Origin of the sequence: Emergencia sp., from assembly GCF_048465375.1 — a bacterium.
GTDB lineage: Bacteria > Bacillota > Clostridia > Peptostreptococcales > Anaerovoracaceae > Senimuribacter.
The window spans coordinates 1-25864 of sequence record NZ_DBFWLQ010000004.1 but is presented as its reverse complement, the minus strand read 5'-3'; the positions used below and the strand labels follow the sequence as shown (position 1 = coordinate 25864).

The window sequence follows — 25864 nt, the reverse complement described above, 5'->3', positions numbered from 1 at the left end:
CAAAAAACTCCAAAATTATCAAAAGTTTTTACTTACAATTCGCAAAAACTTTCCTAACTTCGAGATTTTTTAGAATTGCGAGCAAAAAGAGCCGCTTCAACCGAAGCAGCTCTTCTCAATCTTTCAAGGTATTTTAGAACATTATTTTGCGAAGCGTTCCATCGCTTCTTCATCGTGCTCTCGCTTTTCTTCGATTGCTTCTTTCAGCATCATGTCTTTGACCTTCATCAGCCTGGTCTGATTCCCACGCTCGTTTTCATCCAGTTTCATGGTGATATACTTGATGGTCATCTCAAGCTGCGGAATCATGACATACTCCAAAGCGTTGACGCGGCGCCGGGTCTTTTCCAGCTCCGCAGCCAGCAGCGCTGTCTCTTTTTCCTTTGCGGCCAAATCCAGCAGCATCGGGAATAAGTCAGCCAATTCGGAGATGGCGTTATCCAGTTCACCAGATGTACGGGCAAAACCATAGGGGAAAATGTTGGTCGGATCTTCTGCTGTAGTCTTAAAGGTAAAGACCGGTACGTCTACACTCATGATGTTTTTGTTGCCGACGTCCAATATTACACCCTGCTTCGGGAACATCAAAGATTCCTCCATGACTTCCTGGCTCATGATGGCGCTGGCCACGGTGAAGTTCTTGTAGACCTTAGCGAGACGTTTCTCCACTTCCTGTCGGAGTCTGCCGTTTTCTCTAGCCAGCTCCAGGAAGTTCTTCATCAGTTCGTCGCGCTTATCCTTCATCAGCTTGTGCCCGCGGGTTGCCGTCTTCAGACGCTTTTTCAGCGAAGTGAGCATCATCCTGGTAGGATTTACATTCATTCTTTCTGCCATAGAAACTCACCTACCCTAAATATTTCTCGATATACTCGTCTCTGATTCTCTTGAGTTCACTCTTCGGAAGCAGCTTCAGCAGCTCCCATCCTAAGTTCAATGTATCTTCAATGCTTCGATCCGTCTCATAGCCTTGATTTACATACTGCTTTTCGAACTGCTGACTGAATTTTGCGTACATCAGGTCGATGTCCGTCAGCGCCGCCTCACCGAGAATGGTCATCAGTTCCAGACACTCTTTACCGCGGGCATAGGCTGCGAAAAGCTGATTCATAGTGTCAGCGTGATCTTCTCTCGTCTTGCCCTTGCCGATACCCTTATCCTTTAGACGGGATAGAGAAGGCAGTACGTCAATTGGCGGTTTGATGCCCTTTCTGAACAGTTCACGAGAAAGTATGATCTGTCCTTCTGTGATATATCCAGTCAAGTCAGGAATCGGATGGGTCTTATCGTCTTCCGGCATGGTCAGAATCGGGATCATGGTGATGGAACCATCCGTGTCTCTCTTCCTGCCTGCTCTCTCATACATGGTCGCAAGGTCTGTATAAAGGTAGCCAGGATAGCCGCGGCGTCCCGGAACTTCTTTACGGGCAGCAGATACTTCACGGAGTGCTTCTGCGTAGTTGGTAATATCCGTCAAAATGACCAAAACGTGCATGCCCAGGTCAAAGGCCAGATATTCTGCTGCAGTCAGCGCCATACGCGGCGTTGCGATACGTTCTACTGCCGGGTCGTTGGCCAGATTCATGAACATGACGGTTCTGTCGATGGCACCTGTGCGTCTGAAGTCCGACGCAAAGAAATCCGCTTCTTCATAGGTGATACCGATCGCTGCGAAAACGACGGCAAAATTGCTTTCTCCGCCGATAACCTTAGCCTGACGTGCGATCTGCGCCGCCAGTTCCGCATGAGGCAGACCGGAGCCAGAGAAAATCGGCAGCTTCTGTCCTCTTACCAAAGTGTTCAATCCGTCGATGGCTGATACGCCGGTCTGGATAAACTCAGCAGGATAGTCTCTGGCTGCCGGGTTCATCGGCAATCCGTTGGTATCCATCTTCTTCACGGCGATGATGTCCGGACCTCCGTCCATCGGTCTTCCCATACCGTCAAAGACTCTGCCCAGCATTTCCGGCGATACGCCAAGCTGGGTACCTTTGCCTAAGAATTTGACAGAGCTCTCTTTCAGGTTGATGCCGGCGGAGCTCTCAAAGAGCTGTACCAGGGCATCGCTGCCGTTTATCTCAAGGACTTTGCAGAGCCTTTTCTCTCCACTGGGGAGAATGATTTCTCCCAGTTCGTCGTAAGTGACACCTTCCACATTTTTGACAAGCATCAGAGGACCTGCAACTTCTGATATTGTCTTATATTCCTTAATCATCGTCCTCAGCCTCCTTACTGATCAAATCTGCAATTTCCTTTTTCATTTCATCGAGTGTTTCTTCATATGCTGTATCAATTTTTTCTTCTTCCACATATTTAAATCTGCCGATGGTCTCTCTCACCGCCATACCTGCCACCTGGTTAAAGGGAGCGCCTTTGCCGATGGCATCCTTTGCCAGATTGTAGTAGGCTATGATCAGCTTCAGCATCTTGAACTGCTTATTCAGTGAAGAATAGGTATCGATTTCGTGGAAAGAGTTCTGATGCAGATAGTCCTCACGGATGGATTTGCACGCCTCCAGCTTGATTCGGTCTTCGAAGGACAGTGCGTCCACGCCGACTAGCTGTACAATTTCGTCCAATTCTGCTTCCTCCTGCAGCAGGACCAAAGCCTGGCTGCGCAGCTGCGGAAATTCTTTGCTCACGTTCTCTTCATACCACTTGGTCAGTCTATCGATGTAAAGAGAGTAACTCTGCAGCCAGTTGATGGCTGGGAAATGTCTCTTATATGCCAGAGACGAGTCCAAACACCAGAACACCTTTACGATACGAAGGGTCGCCTGGGATACCGGCTCGGAAATATCTCCTCCTGGAGGGGATACGGCACCGATCGCCGACAGTGCGCCTACTCTTCCATTTGCTCCCAGTGAAACAACACGGCCTGCTCTTTCGTAGAACTGCGCCAGTCTGGAACCCAGATAGGCCGGATATCCTTCTTCACCAGGCATCTCCTCCAGACGGCCGCTCATCTCACGCAGGGCTTCTGCCCATCTGGAGGTAGAGTCTGCCATCAAAGCGACGGAATAACCCATATCTCTGAAATATTCTGCAATTGTAATACCAGTATAGATGGACGCTTCACGGGCAGCTACTGGCATGTCGGAGGTATTGGCAATCAATACGGTCCTCTTCATCAGAGACTCGCCAGAACGAGGGTCCTTCAGTTCCGGGAATTCCATCAGTACGTCGGTCATCTCATTGCCACGCTCACCGCAGCCGATATAGACCACGATATCCGCGTCTGCCCATTTTGCCAGCTGATGCTGGGTCACCGTCTTTCCTGAACCAAAAGGTCCCGGAATGGCTGCTACACCGCCCTTTGCAATCGGAAACAGAGTATCGATGACACGCTGTCCTGTAATCAGCGGCATTTCAGGCACTAACTTCTCTTTATACGGACGGCCTCGTCTGACCGGCCATTTCTGCATCATGGTCAGATCCGCTATGGATCCGTCCTCTTTCTTTACACTGCAGACCACCTCTTCCACGGTAAATTCGCCTGCTTGGATGTTTTCAATTGTACCCTTGATTCCATAAGGCACCATGATTTTCTGCTCTACTACGACAGTTTCCTGTACCGTACCGATGATATCGCCGGCCTCCACACTGTCTCCCGCTTTCACAGCAGGTTCAAATTTCCATTTCTTCTCTCTATCGAGAGCTGGTACGTTGATACCTCTTGTGATATTGGAGCCAACCTGTGCTCTCATGGCTTCCAGTGGTCTCTGAATGCCATCGTACATGGTTTCTATCAGTCCAGGTCCCAACTCTACAGAAAGCTGCGCACCGGTGGATACGACCGGAGCGCCGGGTCCGATACCGGCCGTTTCCTCATATACCTGGATGGAGGCCATGTCGCCTCTCATTTCTATAATTTCGCCAATCAGTCCAAGATCACCTACGCGCACAACGTCGAACATATCAGCGTCTTCCATGCCAGATGCGACGACCAGTGGTCCTGATACCTTAACGATTTTTCCCTGACTCATCTACTTTTCACCTCCAAATAGTATGTCTGCTCCCACAGCACGCTCGACGGACTTTCTGACACTGTCCATCCCTGTACCCGAAGCCCCTTCTTTACCGGGGATCGGAATAATCGCTGGAAGTCTGTAGTCCTTGTATTTATCGATATCCTTCTCCATCTCAGCAGCCAGACCTTCCGTGATATAGATAATCGCGTATTCGTCCTTTGCCAATTCGTGAAGGATCTTCTTTGCTTCATCACTTTGGCTGCAAGGGTGCACATCCAGTCCCACGGCTTTAAAGCCAAGGACGGAGTCCCTCTCGCCTATTACACCTATTTTATACATATGGCTCCCTCAATCTTTCACTGATTTGCTCCGCCGATGAACCGATCAAAATCCCGGTCAGGATAATCCTCAGATTATCAATTTCCAGTTCCTTTGCATACCAGTATCCTGCGATAGGAACAATGCCGAAGGTTTCATACTTGGCCTTCTTGTTATATTCCATCATCTTGTTGTCACACAGTTTCTCAAAGAGGTTGAAATCTCCCGTCTCTTTGATATCCTTGCCGCCTTCTGCCATGGCCTCTTTCAGCCCATAGACAGCCAGCTTATCTGCAATCTGTGCAAAGGGTTCCTCATAGCTTGCTATAAAGAATTGTTCACTGATATTGCCTCCTTCCAAAAATACCTTCTGGAAAAAAGACCAAGGTTTTTCGATCTGTCTCAGCCTGACAAACGTCTTCAAATTAAGAATGTCTATCTGAAGTTTTACAATTCCGATCAGGAAGTCCTCGCCCGTCTCTTCTGCCGCTTTCAGCATATCCTTATAGCATGCCTTATCCAAGATGATATCAATCTCCTGAGGATCGCCCCCTCTGCCGAAGAGGTCTGTCGCTTCGATGATGGCATGCTTCATATTGACAGGCATAAACATGTAGTTTCTGTCCCTGACCATGGCCACCACCTTCATCCAGTCGATATCCCCTGTGGAAACCAGATAAGTATCGTCTGGCGTAATGCCGAGAAACTCTGACTTCAGACAGACTTTGACATTATGATAGTCATAAGGAAACAGACAGAGCGCCAGCTCTTTTCTATCCGGAAGGGTATCGTAGATCAGATTAAAGTGTTTGTTCTGCTCCCTTCTGATAAAAGCTTCCACATCGCCCTCGTGAAGTTCTTTGGCTTCGCCGTATCCAAACTCCTGCAGAACTGCTTCTGCGGCGTCCAAATCTTTGCACGAGGCCAGTCTCATCATGTCCTGCCAATTCATCAGGTTCCTTGTGAAACTTCCTATATATGCATCTGCAAAGGTGTATTCTTCTGTTTTACGCTTTGCCATAGACTCTATCTCCTTACTGGAACAACTGGGCGGCAACTTCTCCTACCAGATCTTCCTTCGCCTCTTCGACGAGGGCCTCTACGGTTCCGTTAATATATATGGAGCCTTTTTTCAGTAAAAATCCGCCTTTGATGTTCTTCGTCTCTTTTGATAATGTAATCTTGCTGTCTGCAAGCTCCTTTGATAATACGTTGACCAAATCCGTCCCCACAGACGCGGCATCCCTCTCGTTCAGGATGAGCTGCCCTTCGGTTTCGCCGGTCTTTTTCACCAGCCCAACGAGAAAAGTGACGTATTCCTCTTTTTTCATAGAGGAAATTCGTTCGATGGCCTCATCAAAACATTCTGCGATCAGCTTCTGCTTTTCTTCCAGAATGATCTTCCTTCCATCGATGTCGGCCACTGCCTTTCTTCTGCTGATCAATTTTTCTTTCTCACTCTGACCGCGCTCCTGGGCCTCTTTGAGAACTTTTTCTGCTTCGGAGTCTGCTCTGGCAAGGATTGCATCACACTCAGCTTTCGCTTCGTCCAAGGTGACCTGTGCTGTGCTTTCTGCGTCACTGACGATCTTTGATGTAATCTTCTCTATGCTCATTGTTTTGCTCCTTCATTACAGTCCCAGGTTGAACAGCATCAAAATTGAAACCAGCAGTGCGAAAATCGCATAAGTCTCAACCATTGCCGCATATATGATTCCTTTTACCATCTGATCTGGTCTCTTGCCCATCAGCATGATACCAGCAGCAGCAGTTTTTCCCTGTGAAATAGCGGACCAGATTCCTACTAAGCCGATTGGCAGACCAGATGCAAAGATATATAAGCCCTGCGTCATGGTCAATTCTATCATGTTGCCGCCAAACAGGCCGATCTTTACGAAGATCAGGAAGGCCATCAGCAGGCCGTAGATGCCCTGCGTTCCTGGCAGAGCCTGCAGAATCAGAGTCTTACCGAACTTCTTCGGGTCCTCCGCTAAAACGCCGGCCGCTGCCTGACCTGCGATTCCAACACCCATCGCACTTCCTATACCAGCTAAAGCTGCAACTGCTGCACCTATCAGTGCCATAACATTTCCAGTAATCATTTTTTACCTCCGTCTGTGTCATTTGTCAGTCTGACATATTTTGTATTTTTTCTAAATGGTTCGAATTCCTCGCCGCCGTCCTCATAGAACTTGCCAAAGAATTCGATATATTGCAATCTGCTCGAATGCACGAATGCGCCCAATGCGTTGATAGCCAGGTTAAAGGTGTGGCCTACTACAAATGCAAAAAGCAGTACCAGTGCACCGAAAACACCTCCTCCTGCAAGGGAACCCATCAGGTTTACTACCTGAGCGATAACACCCGTTGCAAGGCCCAGAGCCAGCAGTCTGGCATAGGATAGGATATCCGACAGATAACTTGTAATATCATATAGAGAACTGAAGCCTCCGATGACTTTTCCGAAGCCTTTTTTGTTTCTTCCACCGGTCAGCAGCAGAATCGCCGCTCCCGCGATAGCCATAAACATGCCCGGCTTTACCAGGGCTTCTGATATGGAACTTCCGCCCAGCCACATGGCCGCACCCAGTATGACTAAATACCAGGAGAAGACGTCGAAGACAGCATCAAGCCATTTGCCATCTTTAATCAGCATACCCGCTTTGATGGCCATACCCAAGAAGATGTGGATGACACCGAATACGAGAGACCAGATTAAGAGTCTGGTCGGATCTTCAATCGGATTGAACCACAGAGCCGGTATGGTAATCTCCTTGCCGAAGATGACTCTTGCAGCCACCTGGAAGAAGTCTCCGAACCAACCGCCGAATAAGGCACCCCAAAGTATGGTGGATAACCCGCAATAGAAGAACATTTTGATCATCTTATAAGTCATGCCTTCCAGTGCGAACTTCCGCAGCACGATGAAACATGCCAGGGCGATGACGATTCCATATCCTGCATCACTGAGCATGATGCCAAAGAACATGGCGTAAAAGAATGCAAAATATTTGGTCGGATCCACACCTCTGTAATCCGGCAGAGAATACATCTCCGTGATGGATTCAAATGGGTAGACCACGCTGTTGTTCTGAGTCAGTACCGGCACCTCGTCGCCGTCTTGCGGGTCCCTGTAGGCAAAACAGCACTGGTTGCGGTCGAGTATCTTGTCCACGACCTCCATGGCCGGTTCAGGTACCCATCCTTCCAGGTTGAAAGTACGTTTGGTCTTGAGCAGCCTGCCTTTGACCCTCTCCCGGTCTCTTTCGATGACCATCTGATCGTACACGCACTCAATACCATATTTTAACTTGTACAGAGTGCTGATTTCTTTTTCTACCTGGCTGCAGCGGGCTTCTGTTTCCTCAATTTCTTTGATAATCCGCTCCCGGTTTACGGCCGCGGTACCGACAAAGTCCTTGAACGGTGTCGGCGTATAACCATACTGTTTGAGGATGGTCATCACCTCTTCCTGATCGTCCTTCATAGTGATGACAATCAGATAGATCAAATCCCTGTCCCGATCGATCTCACGCAGCTCGACTGCCTGCCGGCCTTCGCTGACACGTTCCGTAAGTTTCCCCACATCTACAGTTGATGGAACGACGCCCAGGTTGATATTTGTGTACCTGGTCTCATCAATCTCTAAAGGCAGATCGTAAATGACCCACGGATTGATCGCGCTCAGATCTGCGTTCTTCTTGTTCACCAGTTCCCGCAGTTTGTGAATCTGATCGTTGAGACCGAGAATATAATCTATGTCACCATAAATTTTTTCCCGTCCTTCCAGCGTCTTCGCGAATTCAGCCTTTTTCATGGCTCTTCTCGTCTTGAACAGCGGACTCTTTTCCACACTGTATTTTTCCAGTGTCTCCAGTGCCAGAGACACCCGATTGATTTCGGCATCCAGAGAAGTCACTTTGTTGTCATCCCCGTCCTTTACCCCCAGGTCTTTCCATGTCTCCTCTTCTGTAATCCTCTGTCCCTGGTCCGTAATCTGTATCACGCCAGCTTCCATCAATTCTGATATGAGTTCTTCTTTCACAGTGTCAAGGCCTATGACAGCCACTTTTTTCATTTTAATTATTGACACTTGACCTCACAATCCTTTCTGCAATGAATTCAATAGCCTTATTTTCATTGTTTTTAGCTTTTTCAATCATAGCTTCGCATTCATTTTTCGTCTTTTCTAAAAACAAACGATACTGCTCATCTGATTTCGCCTGCCCCTCTTTCATCAAAGAATCGTAAATGTCCTTTGCACGGTTCTCGGCATCTGTGGCAATTTTGTCTGCCTTGGTTCTCGCTTCTGCCAAAGCCTGCTTTGAATCTGCTTTTGCCTTTCTCTGAAGCTCGTCAGCGTAGTTTTCACTTTCTTTTATCTTTGTAAGTTCTTCAACAAACACTGTTTCTTCACCTCCCGTCCGAATTTTGAGAAAAATTAAAATTTTCCTCATGGTAATTATACCCCAATTTATTCTGCTAAACAATCATAGTTTAAAAGTTAACGAGACTAATACTGTATACTTTTGATACCCTAGAATTCAATATCATAGTTATACAATTATATTTCATATGTGTCTCTCTTTGTCTAAGATATCATGTATTATATGCAAAAGGAGACGGGTTTAGCCGCCCGTCTCCTCTCAGCTAGTTAGTATTATTTGGGAGAAATTGCATCTGCTTTAAAGATGAATTTCACGGTGTCATAATTTCCTTTGCTGCCAAATGCTTTGTAACTCTTCGCTGCGTTTTCCAGCGCGTTGATTTTGTCAAATACGCCTGCAAGATCGCCATCCGATAGCTTCGCTAACTTTGCGAGGCCTTCTTTTGCCATCTGGTCTACCCCTTCTGAAAGCTTTTTCGCACCTGCATTCAATTGGTTGATTCCACTGACCAGTTCATTTTCCTTACTGCGCAGTTGACTTGTGCCTTCAAACAGCTGCTCTGCACCGCCGTTCAATTTGTCAATACCGGCTGCCAGCTGCGTCTGCCCGGTCTTTAAAGCGCTGGCACCGTCAGAGATCTGCTTGGCGCCGGCTGCCAGTGCGTCTACACTGCCGGGAAGCTGTTTTGCGCCCTGGGCTGCAGAGTCAACTCCCGCTGTATATGTCAATACTCCTTTATAAAACGTCATCACGTTGTCGATTTCAGCCTTTAAACCGGTCAGCTGTTTTGCCATATCCCCCTGGCTGGCTGCAATAGCCTGATTCAGAACCTGTGCATAATTCTCTGTCGTCAGTGTGACATTCATTCCTGCCGCCTGCAGACTGCTGCTGGCTGTCTGCAGCACGCTTTCAACTACCTGCTTTGCACCGTTGTTGATGGATGCGCTGCTTGCAGAAATCTGCGTCAGACCATTTGACAAATCAGAAGCGCCTGTCTTCAGCTGCGTGGTGCCGTTATATAGAGTATCTGCGCCTGTCTTTAAATTATTCGTTCCAGTTGTCAGTTTTGCCGCACCGCTTTTCAAATCTTTTGTTCCCGCATATAAATCTTCTGTTCCTGTCTTCAGCGTATCTGTGCCAGCTGTCAATTTCTTTGCCCCGTCCTGCAGCTTCTGCGTGCCGTCATACAGCTGCGTGGTGCCTTTGATCAGCTCGCTGGCGCCGTCCTTCAGTTTATCCAGCTGTCCGCTCAGGTCAGAAAGGTCTGCATTTTGGTCGATGTTCATCTCAGCGAAAACGTCACTGGTCAGAAATGTATAGATGGTTTCGATTTGGAAATTTTTCACATCTGCTGAAACCGTAATGCTTTCCGGCACATCCAGCTGACTCTTTGAAAGCCCCAGGCTTTCCTGCATGCCAGGGAAACTGTAACCTACGACGATGTTCCGATTTCCATCATCTACCGTCTTGCCGTTAATAACTTTTATATTGGAAAAATATTCATTATCTAAAATCATCCCTGTCACGGCCATGAACGGAACATAGACACTGCCGGACTTCTGATGGTTGGTGTAATTGATGTGCATCACCACGCGGCCGTCTTTGCCGGCCAAATTTTCCGGTGTGATTGCTTTACCGTCCAGGGTATAACTGATTTTCATCGTCACGGGCAAATTGTCATTTTCATAACCGTCATAGTGGAGTGTGCCCTTTTCACTGACAATCCTCTGATGTTCTCTGCCGTCTGCATCAGTGAGCAGATACACGGTCTCGTCGTTTGCCGCCGTCTTCGATGTGGTCTTAATCCCATCGTTCACATCCTTTGACTTTGCGCCCTGATCAGCAAAGGACGTAATGCTGACGCCGCCCAATGCGATCAAAGCCACAATTAAGGTCAGCACAAGCGCTTTCAATTTCTTATCACCCTTCATATATTTTTTCATGCCTCTATTACCTCTTCTCTCTTCACTTTTTTAGTTTTAAATGCTCCTCTCAGGCCACCTGTCGTTTTGATGATCAGTCCATCAAATAGTTTCAAGAATGCCGGCAGAATGAAAATGACTGCCAGCATGCTGACGAAAGCACCTCTGGCCATCAGGCTGCACATGGAGCTGATGATATCCAGTTCAGAGTAGACGGAGACGCCAAAGGTCGCTGCGAAGAAGCCCAGAGCGCTGACGACGACCGACGGAATCGAGGTGGAAAGCGCCGTAATGACCGCTTCGTCCCGACCACATCCAGCCAGTCTTTCTCTCTTGTATCTGGTGGTCATCAAAATCGCATAATCCACTGTCGCGCCTAATTGTATGGTCGACAGACAGATCGGTGCGATAAACGGCAGCCAGGTACCTGTGTAATATGGCAGACCCAGGTTGATGAAGATTGCAAAGTAAATGGTCGCAACCAGGATTACCGGTAAGCTGCCTGACTTCAATACCAGGGCGATGATGATGAAGATCAATACTATGGATATCGCGCTGACGATGGCGAAGTCGCGATTCGTCGTCTTCATCAAGTCCTTGGTGCAGGCCGCTTCACCGATAACCATACCCTCGTCATCATAAGACTTGACGATTTTATTCATGGCTGTAATCTGCCTGTTCACTTCTTTGCTGGCCGTCCTGTATTCGCTCATCACCAGCATCAACTGATATTTGCCACTCTTCAGAGTTGACTTTACCTCATCTGGGAAGATCTCATCAGGTATCTGCGTTCCCACCAAAGAGTCCATAGCTAAAGCAGCTTTGACGCCTTTGACCTCTTCCAGTTCACCGACCATCGCCTGAACGTCGGCTTTGTTCATATTTTTATCGACCAGGAGCATATGCGCGTTGCCTACGTCAAACTGATCCATCAGCTTGTTGTTGGATACGACATAGTTCATATCCTTCGGCAGCGCCCCTGCCATGTCATAATATATGTTTGTATTGTTATAACCGTAAATCGCAGGTCCTAATATGATCAGAAAAATTGCTATAAAAATCGGACTCTTCTTCACCACGAACCGGGAAAGCTTCTTCATGTCCGGTATGATAGACCGGTGTCTCGTCTTTTCAATGATGTTATCGAAGACCAAAATCAGTGCCGGCAGCGTGGTCACGCATCCGATGACGCCGAAGACGACTCCCTTTGCCATGACTATCCCTAGATCCTTGCCTAAGGTAAAACTCATGAAACAGAGTGCAATAAATCCGGCGATGGTAGTAACGGAACTTCCGATGACGGAACTGATGGTATGTTTAATGGCGGTTGCCATTGCCAGTTCTTTATCTCCTTGTATCGCCTGCTCTTCTTCAAAGCTGTGCCACAAGAAGATGGAATAATCCATGGTGACTGCCAGCTGCAATACCGCCGACAGCGCCTTTGTAATGTAGGAAATTTCACCTAAGAAAATATTCGTTCCCAGGTTGTACATGATGGCCATACCGATGCTGGCCAGGAAGATGACCGGAATCATCCAGGAGTCCAACAGAATCATCATAGCAATGACTGCACAGATGACCGCCAGACCTACGTAATGTGGCTCCTCTTGTTCACAGAGGTCTTTCAGATCCTTGACCAAGGCCGACATCCCTGTCACATAGGAGTCATTGCCAGACAGCTGTCTGATTTCTCCGATCGCCTCAATCGTCTCATCCGCTGAAGTGGAGGAATCAAAGAACACCGCCATCAAAGTTCCTCCATCTTTATTAAATGCCTCGTAATACTTGTCAGGAATGATTTCCATCGGCACATCAGTGCTCAGCAAGGTGTTGTACCAGATGACTGAATCCACATGATCTACCTTTTCAATTTTGTTTTTGATTGCCGCTGTTTCTGCCGGCGTCTTATCCTGGACGACGATAATCGAAAATGCACCTTTCCCGTAATCGTCCATCAGGATATCTTGACCTTTCACCGTATCTAAGTTTTTCGGCAGATATGTTAGCATATCGTAATTGATCCTAGTGCCCAGCATACCGAATACTGATGGTACCAGCAGCAAGACGCATACGATCAAAATGATTTTTCTATGTTTGACTACTGCCGCAGAAAATCTGTCCATATTGTCGTCTCTCCCTTCTAACTAACTACTGTAAGAGATTGTAACGCGACAGAGAGCACAGATAAATAATCAAAAAAAGCACGGTGCATAAATTTGTTGCACCGTGCTCACATTGTGTAATTTTTGGTCAATTTCATACTCGTGTATAATTTTTCAGAGTATTAGTGTTTCTTATGTATATAGCCCAAGACAATCACTGTCAACGGCAGGAGGATACTGTAGAAAGCATAGGGTCCGTAGGAAACCGCCGGAACACTTAGAATTGTCATCACGTAGATACCGCACGTATTCCATGGTACCAAGGGTGAAGTTACTGCGCCTCCGCCCAGCAGCGTCATCGCCAAATCGGATCGGTCGATATTTCTATCTGCGTATGTTTTTTCATACATCTGTCCCGGCAGCGAAATCCCCAGGTATTGATCCGGCAAAATCACATTCATGCTGATGCAGGACAAGACCGTGACCAGGGTCAGACTCCCCTTTGATTGAATCCTTCTGATCAGAGGATTGAGCAAGGTCTCAATTTGTTCCGTATGCTGCATGATACCGCCAAAACTCATAGCGATGATGATAATTGAAATGGAATAGAGCATTTCGTTCATGCCCCCTGCCGAAAGCAGGTCGTCTACCAAAGGATCCCCGCTTTCACAGATGAATCCATTATAGCTGACGTTCAATATTTGACTGATTTCTATCTGCTGCAGAAAGAGCGCCTCAAGCAGACCGCACAAGATGCCTGCAAGCATGGATGGTATGGCGGGAAACTTCAGTAAGATGCACGCTGCCATCAAGGCCATCGGCAGCAGTTCAAAGGGTGAAATAGAGAATTGTCCCTTGATACTGTCAAGCAGAGATCCGATATCACTGCCCAGCTGCGTTTCTGTTCCACCTGTATACTGTCTGCCAATGACAAAATAGCAGACCATCGTTATGCCGAAGGCGATGATAGCTGGCTTTGCCATCCTGCGTACAATCTGAAAGACGTTCTCACCCACTACAGCGGCGGTCAGATTTGTGGCATCGGACAGCGGAGAAATCACCTCGCCCATATAGGCGCCTGATACGATGCAGCCCGCCACCACAGGTGCCGAAATATGCAGCGCTGTTCCCATGCCCATAAAGGCCAGGCCTACCGTGCCTATGGTTCCCCAAGAGCCTATAGCGAACGCCACAATGACACAGATCATCATGGCAGTAGGCAAAAAATACCTGGCAGATATCATCTTCAATCCATAATAAATCATTGCCGGCACCGTGCCGCAGGCAATCCATACGCCGACAAGGACACCGATGAGCAGCAGGATCAAAATCGCTTCCAGCGATTGGCTGATGCCTTTCAACGCGCCTTCTAATATCTTCTCCCACGTAAAACCCATCCAAACCGCTACAAGGCCCGCAACCAGACAGCCAAACATCAGCGGTATCTGCGGATCAGCCTGATAATATACCATGGACGTAAACATCACGATCACCATAAAAATCACGGTTATGAGGGGTTTATAAAATTGTATCTTGTTTTTTTCTGCGTTCATAAGGTCACCTTCGCTGCACCCCATTTGCTTCCTGGTCTTCTATAGCTTTTCTGCAATCTCTTGGATTTTTCGAAAGCGGTTGTTGATTCCAGACTTTTTCATCGGAGGGTCCATCATCTCTGCCAGCTGCACCAAACTGGCTTCTGGATATTCCAGGCGCAGCTCTGCGACAGCCCGCAGCTTTTCCGGCAGGCATCCGAGACCTTTCCGTTCTTGAATCTTTTTGATGCTCTCCAGCTGTCTCTGTGAGGCATCTAACGTCCTGTCTGTATTGGCATTGTCACAATTGGTGATTCTCACCGTCTCGTTGACAAGTTCTTTTTTTATTTTTACGTTTTCTAGCTCCAGCATCTGGGAATGTGCACCCATGATAGCCAAGGTATCGCAGATATATTCCGAATTCTTCATATATACGACATAATGGTTTTTGCGTTCTACGATTTTGGCCGACAAATCCACAAAGGTGTTAATCATCTTTTTCAAATCATTGGCCAGATTCCTGCTGCCGCAGACAATCTCCAGATGATAGCTCTTTTCTGGATCGCTGATGCTTCCCGACCCCATGAAAATACCTCTGAGATAAGATTTTCGGCAACACTTGGTCTTGATCAAGTCACTGTAAATACCGTCAGAGATATAGTTGTTACCCTCTCTTACGAGGAGTATTCCTGCCTCCCTGAGAATCTGTTCACTCCTCATGTCAGGATCTATGGTCAAAAGGTAGGCTCGCCCCTTCTTCGGCCCTGCCCCCTCCCCGATCTCCAGCTCCGTATCTACCTGAAAATACTCTTTAATCAGCTTTTTATAATGTCTGGCCACGGCCGGATTTTCTGTCGTGATAACAATTTTGAACTTGCCGCCTCCTGCCAGTCGCAGGCTGCCTGAAACCCTCAAAAAGCCCGAAATTTCTGCCAGCTGGCAGCACTTTTTTTCCGGCTCCACTCTGGCCAGTTCGTTTTTTGTCTCCGTCGCAAATGACATCTCTCCAACTCCTCTCGTAACTCACTTCTAGTATACGTGAAAATCAAAGTAAAAACAACAGGCAGTGTCTCTAGTCCTGTTCAAAAAAACACCTTGACAAATAGTACGAATCCGTACTATACTACAAATGGTACGAATCCGTACTATTTTATCTAAAGGAGGACACTATGAATATTCGTGACCAAATTAAACAGGTGAACGCCGCACTGAGCGGAACACTGGATTTATACAGGACGTGGGCAAAGAAACACGATTTAAACTACAATGCTCTCGTCGTCCTTTATACCTTAGACGACTATACGACATGCACACAAAAGCAAATCTGTGCCTGGTGGGCTTTGCCAAAACAGACCGTGCATGGAATCTTGCTGGACTTTGAGAAAAAAGGGTATATCGCCATAACAACCAGTAAAGAGAACAAGCGGGAACGCCGCCTATCCTTTACTGAAAGCGGCCAAGCATTTGCAGATTCCATCTTGGCTCCCCTTCATAGGATGGAAGAAGCGGCCATGGAAAAATTAGGAGAAAAACAGAGGGAGCAGTTGATCAGATGCAATGCCGACTACTATGAATTATTAAAGGAGGAGTTAGAAAATGGACCACACACTGGCTAAACAATACACCTTTGCCTCTCTGCTTTCCTTTGCAGTTCCCAATGTGATCATGATGGTCAGCCTGTCCATGTATATCATCGTCGATGGAATATTTATCGCGCGCCTGCTGGGTACGACTGCTCTCTCGGCCGCAAACATGGTCTATCCTGCCATCAGTTTTGAAATGGCTGCCGCCATAATGATTGCCACAGGGGGCAGTGCCATCATCGCCAGAAAGCTGGGTGAAGGAAAGCTGCGGGAAGCGCAGCAAAATATGAGTTTTCTCATCTCCATAGAAATCTTAATCGGAATCGGCGTTGCTGTTTTGGGCACTCTGTTTGTTGAGGACATCGTTGTATTGTTAGGGGCAAGTCCTCTGCAGGCGCAGCCGTGCGTCACCTATGCCCGAATCCTGTTTGCCTTTGCACCGGCCTTCTTTCTACAGACAGCGTTTCAGACCTTTCTGGTTACAGCCGGAAAGCCGACGCTGGGCCTGATCTTGACACTGGCAGCCGGCGCAGTGAACATTTTGCTGGACTATTTCTTTATGGCAGTTCTGGACATGGGAATCGCTGGTGCTGCGACGGCTACAGGACTGGGCTATTGTATCCCCGCCCTCTCGGGGCTGCTCTTTTTCTGTACTGCCAAAAGTAGTCCGCTGCACTTCGTCAAACCCCGGTTTGATGCAAAAGTGCTGCTTCGTTCATGCACAAATGGTTCTTCAGAAATGGTGACCAACCTGGCTAACGCGGCGACCACCTTTTTGTTCAACTACACGTTCCTGCAGTTCTATGGCGAGGACGGCGTTGCCTCAATCACAATCATCCTGTATTTCCAGTATATTTTTACTGCGCTGTATTTTGGCTATTCCAATGGAATCGCTCCAATCATCAGTTATAAATACGGAAACAGAGATCAGAGACAGCTGCAGGAAATCTTTAAAAGCAGCATCCTCTTTTTGATCATCAGTACGGCACTGTCAAATGTACTCATACATCTGACAGTGTCCAAGTCATTAGTGATTTTTACATCTCCAGACAGCCGCGTCTTTGATATTACGCTTCACGGATTTTCTTTGTATTCTCTAGCGTTTATCATCATGGGTCTGGGCATCTTCGCCTCCGCTATGTTCACTGCCTTCTCCGACGGCAAAACCTCCGCAGTGATATCCTTTTCCAGAACCTTTGTCTTTATCGTAGGGGCAATTCTCATTTTACCTAATGTCCTCGGTGAGATCGGTATCTGGATTGCCGTACCCGTTGCAGAGGCACTGGGGTTGATTGTGGCGTGTTTTTTTCTCATCAGAAAAAGGCACTACGGTTACGTCCCAAGTCAAAGCGGCTGAACACAAATCTGGTTATGACAGATGTTCGTTTGTTGTACAATCTACACATTACTATATTTGTCTAACAAGGCCAGCACTGTCTGGAGTTCAATCTTCATACCGGCAGAAAGCGCCTTTTCATCACCGATGAAATTTCCATTGTGAAGCGGCGACAGCTTGGTTCCTTTTGGCGCACAGCCGAGATTAAAATAAGCCCCCGGCACGGCTTCTGTGAAAAAAGCAAAGTCATCGGCCCCCATACTGGTCTCTGGCATAGGATGGACGACAAATTGCACATCCTTCGCAGCCTGTTCAACGATATCTATCACCTTGTCATCATTGATCAGTGGAGGGAAAGGGGTTTCCATCCAAGAAAATTCTACAGAAGCGCCATACGTAGCGGCCGTGCCGGCAGCGATTTGTTCAACGCGTTTCTGGATTGCCGTAAGCGTTTCCTTGCTGACAGCACGGAGCGTTCCCTGCATGGTCACCTCACCCGGGATAATATTGCAGCCGCTTCCACCGTGAATGCTGCCGATAGATACCACCACCGGGTTGGTAGCCGCCGTAAAGCGGGTTGCCACCGTCTGTAAAGTCATAATCATATCGGCAGCCACGACGATGGGATCAATACCTCTTTCCGGCTGAGCGCCGTGGCACTGCTGACCTTTTATCTGCATTGTAAAATCATTCACCGCCGCATTCATCGCCCCTTTTCGCATGATGATAGAACCTGTTTCAAAGGCGGGATCAACGTGAAGACCGATCATAGCCGATACATCTGGCTGCTGTAAAACGCCTGCTTCAATCATCTGATGAGCGCCGCCTGTAGTTTCCTCTGCCGGCTGAAAGATCAGTTTGACACTGCCTGGCAGCTGGTCTGCAATTTCACTGAGTACAATTCCCGTCCCCAGCAAAATCGCCGCATGCATATCGTGACCGCAGGCGTGCATAACGCCAGGATTTACTGAAGCGTAAGGGACCTCCGTCGTCTCGCTGATTGCCAGAGCGTCGATATCTGCCCGAATGCCGATGCAGCCAGAGCCGCTGCCTTTGACCAGGGCACTAATGCCGTGGCCCGCAATATTTCGTTGGTACGGGATATTGTGAGCATCGAGAGTCTGACAGATGTAATCTGCAGTCTCTTTTTCCTGTTCCGATAATTCCGGATGCATGTGGAGATGGCGGTAGATTTCAACCACTTCGGCACAAGTGTTCTCGATTATATTTGTTAAGTCCATAAGACGACTCCTTTCTGTAACCAATATCATGATTTGCGTCTTCTTCCATTTTAATGAGCTGCAGAACAAAAGTCAATATTTCCTGTTCTAGTTGGCGGGTGTTGCCGATACTGTCAGTCGCCCACCCTTCGCATTTTTAACTTTATCTTGACATGCAGACAGTTGTGAGTATGATTTTATGTAATGATAAAGAAATATAAGTATAGAAAAGGAGCCCACGTGCGTCTGGTACTGTAGTCAGATGTGCGTGGGCTCCCTGTTAGGTCACTATGTATTCAATTATTTTCTTGGCGGCAGGCTGAGGATTTCTCTCGCTTCGTCTGGTGTTGCGATTTCTCTACCGAGCAGTTTCGCAATTTCAACTGCCTTCGCTACCATCTGTCCGTTGCTCTCTGCAAGAACACCCTTTTCCATATAAAGGTTGTCTTCAAAACCAACTCTGACATGTCCGCCCAAGCTGATTGTCGCAGCAGCAATATGCCATGCATTCTTACCAAGACCAGTCGCAGTCCAAGTGGAACCAGCAGGAATGGACTCAGCCATGAACACCAGGTCTCTGATCGTGGCAGTCATCTGAACGCCCAATACAAAGTCGAAGTGCATCGGATGAACTAAAAGTCCTTTTCTGTCCGCTACTTTCAGCGCTGTATCGATCATGCCCTTGTCGAATACTTCCAGCTCTGGCTTGATGCCCTTTTCTTTCATGATTCTAGCAAAGTTTTCAATTGTAGTGTCTGTATTTGTGAAAATCTCGTCTCCACCGAAGTTGCAAGTTCCACAATCGAGGGTTGCCATCTCCGGAGTCGGCGTGATGTCTGTTGACTCTAATCTTTCTAGGTCTGTCATGCCTACAGCGCCGCCAGTGGAAGGCTGGATAATTACGTCTGGGCACTCTTTTCTGATTGCATCAACACATTCTTGGAATCTTTCCTTGCTCTGGGTCGGTGTGCCGTCATCCCATCTTACGTGAAGATGAATCAAGGCTGCGCCTGCATCATAGGCAGACTTCGCTTCTCTGACGATTTCCTCTACAGTATAAGGAACATTAGGATTCTGCTCTTTTGTAACCTCTGCTCCGCAAATACAAGCACTGATGATTAATTTGTCCATTGGTCTTCTCCTTTTATTTAACTTTTCATTAATTATGACCTTTTCTTGCGCACCTCTACGCATACCTCTATAAAGGACATTATACCATTAAAGGTCACGGTGTTCAAGGGTGACTCTGTAGCCGTCTTCCTCAAAGACTTCGGCCATCTTGTTTGCCATGGTCACAGAACGATGCTGTCCGCCTGTACAGCCAAAAGCGATATTCAGATGGTATTTTCCCTCTTTGACGTAACAGGGCACGATGGTGTTAATCATCACTCGCAGCTGAGACGCAAAGGTCTGCGAAATGTCATATTTCATCACATATTGAAAGACTTTTTTATTATTGCCCGTCAGTTTCTTCAGGCTGGGAACGTAATATGGGTTGGGAATAAATCTCATATCAAAGATCATATCCGTTTCCATCGGAATCCCGTTTTTGTAACCAAACGAGATGACATTAATGGCAAAGGCGCTCTCTTGTTCCATGCCCACAAAGAGCTTCTCCATTTCCAGCTTAAATCCCGCCACCTTCATATTGGTGGTGTCTATAATAAAGTTTGCTCTGCTGCGGAGCTCCGCCAGCTTGTCCCTTTCCTTATCGATGACCTCCCTGGTTGTGGAGCCTTCAGAAAGGGGATGATTCCGCCTGGTTTCATTATATCGTTTAATCAAAGTCTCGTCAGAGGCTTCGATAAATAATACCTTGCACTCGATAGCCTCACTTTTCTCCAGATAGTCTAAACACTCACTGAGGTCCGTAAAAAACTCGCCGCCCCGCACATCGACGACAAAAGCGGCTTTGTTGATTTTTTTGTTGGAGTACACGGTCAGGTCTATGAAGTTCCTGATCAGAGCCGGCGGCATATTGTCCACACAGTAATAACCCTGATCCTCAAACCAATCTGCTGCATTGGTTTTGCCTGCACCAGAAAGTCCAGTAACAATCACTACCTTCATCTTTTCCATAGATTCTAAATCTCCTCAATGTTTACAATGCGGGATAAATCCAATCCCGCTTCTAATGCTCTTTCGACCCCGCCCCAAAAGCTGCCGACCCGATCCGGCGTGTGGGCATCACTGCTGACGATAAACTGCGCATCTGTTTTAGCGGATATTTTGATTTCTTCCGTCGTCAGATGGGCATGCCAGGTACTGATTTCCATCAGCGTTCCCGTCTCCGCACAGGCTTTGGCAATAGCAGCAATATCAAAACGCCCCTTGTCGCCCGGATGGGTCAAGATTTTCAGATTGTTCTCGTAGAGCGCTTTGATGGTCATCTCGGTATTCTTTACAAGCAGTTTCTTTCCATAGAAATCCGGTGACAAATGGTGGGCATCCAGCCAGTTCCCCACACAGTATCCGTGAGGAATGCCGTAGTGATAACCCCCCAGCACAAAGTCAAAGTCTGCAAATTCTTCCTTTGTCACATCGAGATAGTTCTCTGTCGAAATGACATTGGCTTCTACGCCCAAATAGATGGAAAGCTGAGGATAGAGCGGTTTCAGTCTGTCAATCTCCGCTCTCATCACAGGAAAATCACTGCGCTTTACACCATAGGTCAGATGGCCGGGACCATGATCTGTAATAGCAAGACCCGTAAGGCCTGCCGCAATGGCAGCCTTCACGTTGTCTTCAATAGATCCTTTGCCATGAGAAAACGTCGTGTGGGTGTGATAGTCAAAGGTCATCTTGTATTTATCTTTCGTCACCAATAATTCTTACCTCCGGTTCCAGTCTTACCCCAAATTTATCATATACAGTATTCTGTACCAAATGCATCAAATCTATAATATCTGTTGCGGTAGCACCGCCTCTGTTGATGATAAAACCGCTGTGCAGCTCCGAAACCTGCGCACCTCCGACAGATGTCCCCTTGAGCCCGGCATCCTGAATCAGCTTCCCGGCAAAATATCCTTCCGGACGCTTGAAGAAACTGCCCGCGCTAGGATACTGCACCGGCTGTTTTTCGTTTCTGCGTCTGGTTAAATCCGCCATCTGTGCAGCTATTTCGTCGTGGTTTCCTTTCTTCAGTTTTAAGGTAACCGTCACAGCCACATCCCTGGTCTCCTCCAAAACACTGTGCCTATAGGAGAGTTCCATGTCTGCCGCCTTTATGCTTTCCACTTTACTGCCGTCATTCCTCACTAATCGTACGCTCTCTACAATGTCCTTCATCTCGCCGCCGTAGGCGCCGGCATTCATAAAAATCGCCCCGCCGATGCTGCCCGGAATCCCACTAGCAAATTCAAAGCCTGTTAGATCCGCTGCCAAGGCCGCTTTCGCAACCACTGACATCAGTGCCCCCGTACCACAAATCAGTCTATCGCCCTCTACAGTGACACGGTTAAAGGCTTCGCCCAACTTGACGACAACACCGTCAAATCCGGAATCCTTAATCAAGGTATTAGAACCATTGCCAAGAACAATATATTTTTTCTGCAGTCTATGAATTTCCTGCAGAACTTCCGCGAGTTCTTCTACACTTTCTAAAATCACCATCTCGCGAGCCTTTCCCCCGGCTTTAAAAGAGGTGAATTCTCTCATATCTACATTTTGCAATCTCTCCATCTACAATACATCCTTCCTGTTTATATCATATTTATTAAAATCCTCATACTCAATCGTCGATGTGGGCAGATTTTTCTTAGCCAGTCTCCTGTTGATGAACTTCCTGAAATAATAGTAGACCACGGCAAACACCGGTACACCCAGAACCATTCCCAGAAAGCCAAAGAGCCCGCCTCCTACGATGATTGCAAACATCACCCAGAAGCTGGCAAGACCAGTAGTCCCGCCTAAAATCTTCGGTCCGAGAATATTCCCATCAAACTGCTGCAGAACGAGAACCATGATTAAAAAGTAAATCGCCTGCAAGGGACTTTCCAGACAGATGATGATGGCTGACGGAATTGCCCCGATAAAAGGACCGAAGAACGGGATAATATTCGTCACGCCGATGATTGTGCTCACCAATATCGTATATGGCAGATTCAGGACGCTCATCAAAATAAAACAGAGAACGCCGATAATCGCCGAGTCGATCAGTTTCCCGTTGATAAAGCCGCCAAAAGTTTTATTGGTAAAATATGCAAATTCAAAAACCGCATCAGACCGCTCTTTATTCATCGTCGCAGATATGATTTTTTTCGTCTGCGCCTTGAACAGCTCTTTGCTGTTGAGAAAGTATACACAGATGATGATGCCGATCAAGATATTCAATACTGTCTTGAGGGTAACGATGACGCCCTGCGAAATCTGGGTCATATAGATACCAAGCTTTGGCAGAAACTCGGTCTGCGTCCACTCTACAAAATTGTCCCTCGTCTTTGCCACCAGACTTTCGAAAGCTTCCGCCGCCTCAGGATATTTCTCCGCTGTAAAAGTGGTCTCTGCCCAGTTGATCAGATCGTTAAGTCGGTCGGGCATGACCTGTACCAGACCGATAATGCTGCGGATCGTTTCCGGCAGAACCATAGCAAAAAGTCCTCCCACGACACCGATCAAGACTACCAGTGAAATGATGGTAGCCACCACGCGGCAGAACTTCAGAGCACCCTTCTTTGTTTTCCAGCGCCCACAGGTCAGCTTATACAACCTGCGAACCACTGCATTATACACAGGGCAGAGCAGATAAGCCATGACCAATCCGAAAATAAAAGGAGATAAGATCGTATTCACTCTATCAATATCTTCTCTCAATCCATCAAAATGGGTGACCATCTCTGACACCACAATCAGTGCCGCCCCTGCTGCAAAGAGTGTGACTCCCAATTTTACGTATCCATTTTTAAAACGTTCTCTCACCTAAACACCTCTATCGTCTATCCGCACAACAACCGTTTTCTAATGTTATACTACCACAAAGACGTCACTTTTACCATATTATTTACCTTTAGTATAATCATAAATTTTTTCAAATTTTTATAAATAACCCCTTGACTTTTGCATACAAAGTCGTATAATTATTTTAACGTTCAAATATTTATTCAAAGGGAGATCAGAAAATGCAAAAATCAATTCATGTAGATTGTCCGACATATTTAGAATTAGGACTGAAAAACGGTGAAGTCAGCACAGTTAATGGAAAAGAGTTAAATCACGAAGGTGTCAAACATGTCATCGATTATCTTTGTCAGGAAGTAGACGTAAAGGCAGACGATGTTCTGACAAAAGTTAAATCAGTCGGAAAAGACGAGGGTGCTGTAACACTGAAACTCTATAATGGTGCCGTAAGTACTTTCTAAGGAAAATGGAATTCAATAATGAATAATTTTAAATCGTAAAAAGAGAATTGGCAAGTGCGACCAATTCTCTTTTTCGTCTTTTCATCTTCAACAGTCATTTTGACTGTCCTGCATCAGCTTGTTCAGGCGCAGGTTCTCATAAATCACAGTCTCCGTCCCCTTTTTCAAAAACTCTGCCAAAGCACCGTTGTATTCACGTTCTGTCAGTGTCAATGAGACCATGGTCTGCCCGCTGTATAAAAGCTCGTATTCCATGGCGGCTCTGGCGATGACTTCGCTATATTGGTCGTAAGGATAGATCCTGATTAAGTGATTGTGGACGTGAACTGCCCGCGCCAAAGGATCCTGCAGCCGTCCATCGTGAAGGCGATGCAGCAGCTTCTGCAGCTCACCCTCGATTTCTGGCGGCAGAACAGGATTATAACTCAGGTGGAACAATACGGGCGTACTTCTCCTGTACTCTCCTTCTTCTCCGCCGGAAATCTTTTGATAAAACTTGTCCAGTGTCTGCACAGAAAGCTCTTCCTGCAAGTCTAAAAGGCTTTCCATCAGAGGAAGCACGTCCATCAGACGAGTTACCATCAGGTGCTCCTCCAGGGTGGCATCCAATACATATTCCCCACCCGCAATTCTGGCCGCCTTTTCTCCGTTCATCAGACTGCCTGACAAGCGCATGTTCATGGTCACCCATTCTATTTTCATTTTTTCTCTGCGTGTACCCTTATCCATACTTGAATTCTAACACAAAACCCATAATTTGTGCTATAATTAATAAAATATTTATGGAGGCCGACAATGAAAATTTTGTTATTGAGCGATACCCACGGACTTTTGGACAAGGTCTATGAAATCTATGAAAAACTGAATCATATCGATTTGATCATCCACTGCGGCGATCATCAAAAGGATGCGCATACCCTTGAGGATACCCTGGGTGTTCCTATGGTCAGCGTAAAGGGAAACTGCGACGGCGCCTCTCGTCCCGACAGAGAAATCGTAGAGACCCCGGCGGGGAACTTGCTCATCACCCACGGGCATTTGGAAGGCGCAGGATATGATTACAACAACCTGCTCTATCTTGCAGAAGAAAACGATTGTATCGCAGCCTGTTTCGGACACACCCACGTGCCCATGTGCGAGGAGCTTGGCGGTATATATCTGATCAACCCCGGCAGCCTGACTAATCCGAGAGACGGCAGCAACGGCTCCTACGCCATTCTCCACAGTACCGAAGAAGATTTCTACGCCAACATCGTCTACTACGATACCGTCTGCGGCAGCCAGAAAAAGAAAAAGTCTCAAGGGGGCTTCATCCGCGGCCTGCTCAACTACAGTGATCGGTTTTGAAAAGGATTTCTCTATAGACACCAACTTACAACTAATTAGTTTTTTGCCTAAGCTACTTAAAATCAAACCACATAATTGGTTAATTTTCCTATTTCAGGAATTTCAACCGTGACACAGTCTCCTGGCTTCATGAACTTCGGTTCTTTCATGCCCAGGGCGACACCTGAGGGCGTGCCTGTAGCGATGATGTCTCCCGGTTCCAGCGTCGTGCCGGCCGAAAGGTCTGCAATGATGCCAGGAATGTCGTTGAGAAACAGCGCCGTATTGGAATGCTGGCGTTCTTCACCGTTCACGGAACTGATCACATCAACTTCAATGGGAAACGGCATTTCGTCCTTGGTCACAATGACAGGCCCCATGGCGGTAAAGGTATCCAGCCCCTTGCCTCGTGACCACTGCTGATGCTCCCTCTGCAAAGTACGCGCCGAGATATCGTTGAAGACAGAATAGCCAAAGATCACATCCTCTGCCTCTTCACGCGCTACATCTTTGCACTTCTTGCCGATGATAACAGCAAGTTCCACCTCGTAATCCAGTTCTTCATCCAAATCCATCCGGCTTACAATCTCCGCCTCCGGTCCGATAATCGCCACAGCACGCTTGGAAAAATAGATTGACTTCGGTGGTTTTTGAAAATGTTCATCCCCCAGCCACCGTTTTGTCTCTTCCAGGTGTTCCTTGTAATTGACGCCCACGCAGAGAATGTCATGAATCGGTCTGGTAATGGGAGCCAGCAGTTGTACTTCTGCCAGAGGAATACCCTTATGGTCAGCATCAGCGTCCAACGCTTC

Annotated in this window: 25 protein-coding genes; 4 read left to right on the top strand and 21 right to left on the bottom strand. The window is 47.2% G+C overall.

Features of this window, described 5'->3' with window-relative positions; all coding sequences use genetic code 11:
* Positions 1-141: 141 nt before the first annotated feature.
* From ACMQ5W_RS03995 to whiA, 13 genes are all read right to left on the bottom strand, one after another.
* Positions 142-834 carry a V-type ATP synthase subunit D gene (locus tag ACMQ5W_RS03995; protein WP_148492278.1) on the bottom strand — a complete coding sequence of 231 codons (693 nt, stop codon included), beginning with the start codon at positions 832-834 and terminating at the stop codon, positions 142-144.
* A gap of 10 nt (positions 835-844) precedes the next feature.
* Positions 845-2212 (bottom strand): V-type ATP synthase subunit B, encoded by a 1368-nt coding sequence (locus tag ACMQ5W_RS03990; RefSeq protein WP_148492277.1) that lies wholly within the window; start codon positions 2210-2212, stop codon positions 845-847.
* A complete protein-coding gene (locus tag ACMQ5W_RS03985) occupies positions 2205-3983 on the bottom strand; it encodes a V-type ATP synthase subunit A (RefSeq protein ID WP_419023578.1) in 1779 nt (592 codons plus the stop codon). Before ACMQ5W_RS03985 ends, ACMQ5W_RS03990 begins: the two co-directional genes overlap by 8 nt.
* Positions 3984-4307, bottom strand: a complete 324-nt coding sequence (locus tag ACMQ5W_RS03980) for a V-type ATP synthase subunit F (protein ID WP_148492275.1) — start codon at positions 4305-4307, stop codon at positions 3984-3986. It abuts the gene before it with no gap.
* Positions 4300-5307, bottom strand: a complete 1008-nt coding sequence (locus ACMQ5W_RS03975) for a V-type ATPase subunit (RefSeq protein WP_148492274.1) — start codon at positions 5305-5307, stop codon at positions 4300-4302. The genes ACMQ5W_RS03980 and ACMQ5W_RS03975 overlap by 8 nt, the downstream gene beginning before the upstream one ends.
* 13 nt (positions 5308-5320) lie before the next feature.
* The gene (locus ACMQ5W_RS03970; RefSeq protein ID WP_148492273.1) at positions 5321-5902 is read right to left on the bottom strand and encodes a V-type ATP synthase subunit E; all 582 of its coding nucleotides are present in this window, start codon (positions 5900-5902) and stop codon (positions 5321-5323) included.
* A 15-nt stretch (positions 5903-5917) separates the two neighbouring features.
* A complete protein-coding gene (locus ACMQ5W_RS03965; RefSeq protein WP_148492272.1) occupies positions 5918-6388 on the bottom strand; it encodes a V-type ATP synthase subunit K in 471 nt (156 codons plus the stop codon).
* On the bottom strand, positions 6385-8379 hold the full coding sequence (locus ACMQ5W_RS03960) for a V-type ATP synthase subunit I (protein WP_419023575.1): 1995 nt from the start codon (positions 8377-8379) through the stop codon (positions 6385-6387). Before ACMQ5W_RS03960 ends, ACMQ5W_RS03965 begins: the two co-directional genes overlap by 4 nt.
* Positions 8366-8692 carry a hypothetical protein gene (locus ACMQ5W_RS03955; protein ID WP_148492270.1) on the bottom strand — a complete coding sequence of 109 codons (327 nt, stop codon included), beginning with the start codon at positions 8690-8692 and terminating at the stop codon, positions 8366-8368. The genes ACMQ5W_RS03960 and ACMQ5W_RS03955 overlap by 14 nt, the downstream gene beginning before the upstream one ends.
* Positions 8693-8946: 254 nt before the next feature.
* Positions 8947-10617 carry a hypothetical protein gene (locus ACMQ5W_RS03950; protein WP_419023573.1) on the bottom strand — a complete coding sequence of 557 codons (1671 nt, stop codon included), beginning with the start codon at positions 10615-10617 and terminating at the stop codon, positions 8947-8949.
* Positions 10614-12719 (bottom strand): efflux RND transporter permease subunit, encoded by a 2106-nt coding sequence (locus ACMQ5W_RS03945; protein WP_419023571.1) that lies wholly within the window; start codon positions 12717-12719, stop codon positions 10614-10616. The genes ACMQ5W_RS03950 and ACMQ5W_RS03945 overlap by 4 nt, the downstream gene beginning before the upstream one ends.
* A gap of 161 nt (positions 12720-12880) precedes the next feature.
* The gene (nhaC, locus tag ACMQ5W_RS03940; RefSeq protein WP_419023569.1) at positions 12881-14251 is read right to left on the bottom strand and encodes a Na+/H+ antiporter NhaC; all 1371 of its coding nucleotides are present in this window, start codon (positions 14249-14251) and stop codon (positions 12881-12883) included.
* A gap of 39 nt (positions 14252-14290) precedes the next feature.
* On the bottom strand, positions 14291-15232 hold the full coding sequence (gene whiA, locus ACMQ5W_RS03935) for a DNA-binding protein WhiA (RefSeq protein WP_419023567.1): 942 nt from the start codon (positions 15230-15232) through the stop codon (positions 14291-14293).
* A 167-nt stretch (positions 15233-15399) separates the two neighbouring features.
* Here whiA and ACMQ5W_RS03930 point away from each other — a divergent pair, with 167 nt between their 5' ends.
* Entirely contained in the window at positions 15400-15846 is a 447-nt protein-coding gene (locus ACMQ5W_RS03930; RefSeq protein ID WP_419023565.1) for a MarR family winged helix-turn-helix transcriptional regulator, read from the top strand.
* Positions 15827-17170, top strand: a complete 1344-nt coding sequence (locus ACMQ5W_RS03925) for an MATE family efflux transporter (RefSeq protein WP_419023563.1) — start codon at positions 15827-15829, stop codon at positions 17168-17170. The genes ACMQ5W_RS03930 and ACMQ5W_RS03925 overlap by 20 nt, the downstream gene beginning before the upstream one ends.
* Positions 17171-17211: 41 nt before the next feature.
* Here the strand turns inward: ACMQ5W_RS03925 and ACMQ5W_RS03920 are convergent, their stop codons facing one another.
* From ACMQ5W_RS03920 to ACMQ5W_RS03895, 6 genes are all read right to left on the bottom strand, one after another.
* Positions 17212-18390, bottom strand: a complete 1179-nt coding sequence (locus tag ACMQ5W_RS03920; protein ID WP_419023561.1) for a M20 metallopeptidase family protein — start codon at positions 18388-18390, stop codon at positions 17212-17214.
* Between the two features lie 279 nt (positions 18391-18669).
* On the bottom strand, positions 18670-19500 hold the full coding sequence (locus tag ACMQ5W_RS03915; RefSeq protein WP_148492264.1) for a 3-keto-5-aminohexanoate cleavage protein: 831 nt from the start codon (positions 19498-19500) through the stop codon (positions 18670-18672).
* Positions 19501-19587: 87 nt separating this feature from the next.
* The gene (gene rapZ / locus ACMQ5W_RS03910; RefSeq protein WP_419023559.1) at positions 19588-20448 is read right to left on the bottom strand and encodes an RNase adapter RapZ; all 861 of its coding nucleotides are present in this window, start codon (positions 20446-20448) and stop codon (positions 19588-19590) included.
* A 5-nt stretch (positions 20449-20453) separates the two neighbouring features.
* Positions 20454-21191, bottom strand: a complete 738-nt coding sequence (locus tag ACMQ5W_RS03905; RefSeq protein WP_419023557.1) for a PHP domain-containing protein — start codon at positions 21189-21191, stop codon at positions 20454-20456.
* Positions 21178-22050: a UDP-N-acetylmuramate dehydrogenase gene (gene murB, locus ACMQ5W_RS03900; protein WP_419023555.1), complete on the bottom strand. Its 873-nt coding sequence runs from the start codon at positions 22048-22050 to the stop codon at positions 21178-21180. Before murB ends, ACMQ5W_RS03905 begins: the two co-directional genes overlap by 14 nt.
* Positions 22051-23286, bottom strand: coding sequence for an AI-2E family transporter (locus ACMQ5W_RS03895; RefSeq protein ID WP_419023553.1), 1236 nt, complete (start codon positions 23284-23286; stop codon positions 22051-22053). It lies immediately after the preceding gene.
* 200 nt (positions 23287-23486) lie between these two features.
* Between ACMQ5W_RS03895 and ACMQ5W_RS03890 the strand changes: the two genes are divergently transcribed.
* The gene (locus tag ACMQ5W_RS03890) at positions 23487-23726 is read left to right on the top strand and encodes a hypothetical protein (RefSeq protein ID WP_148492262.1); all 240 of its coding nucleotides are present in this window, start codon (positions 23487-23489) and stop codon (positions 23724-23726) included.
* Positions 23727-23813: 87 nt separating this feature from the next.
* On the opposite strand, the gene ACMQ5W_RS03885 is transcribed toward ACMQ5W_RS03890, so the two are convergent.
* Positions 23814-24428: a Fic family protein gene (locus ACMQ5W_RS03885; RefSeq protein ID WP_419023551.1), complete on the bottom strand. Its 615-nt coding sequence runs from the start codon at positions 24426-24428 to the stop codon at positions 23814-23816.
* A gap of 93 nt (positions 24429-24521) precedes the next feature.
* Between ACMQ5W_RS03885 and ACMQ5W_RS03880 the strand changes: the two genes are divergently transcribed.
* Positions 24522-25073 (top strand): metallophosphoesterase family protein, encoded by a 552-nt coding sequence (locus ACMQ5W_RS03880; RefSeq protein ID WP_419023549.1) that lies wholly within the window; start codon positions 24522-24524, stop codon positions 25071-25073.
* A 62-nt stretch (positions 25074-25135) separates the two neighbouring features.
* Here ACMQ5W_RS03880 and ACMQ5W_RS03875 read toward each other — a convergent pair.
* On the bottom strand, positions 25136-25864 hold a 729-nt coding region (locus ACMQ5W_RS03875), incomplete at its 5' end, for a fumarylacetoacetate hydrolase family protein (protein ID WP_419023547.1).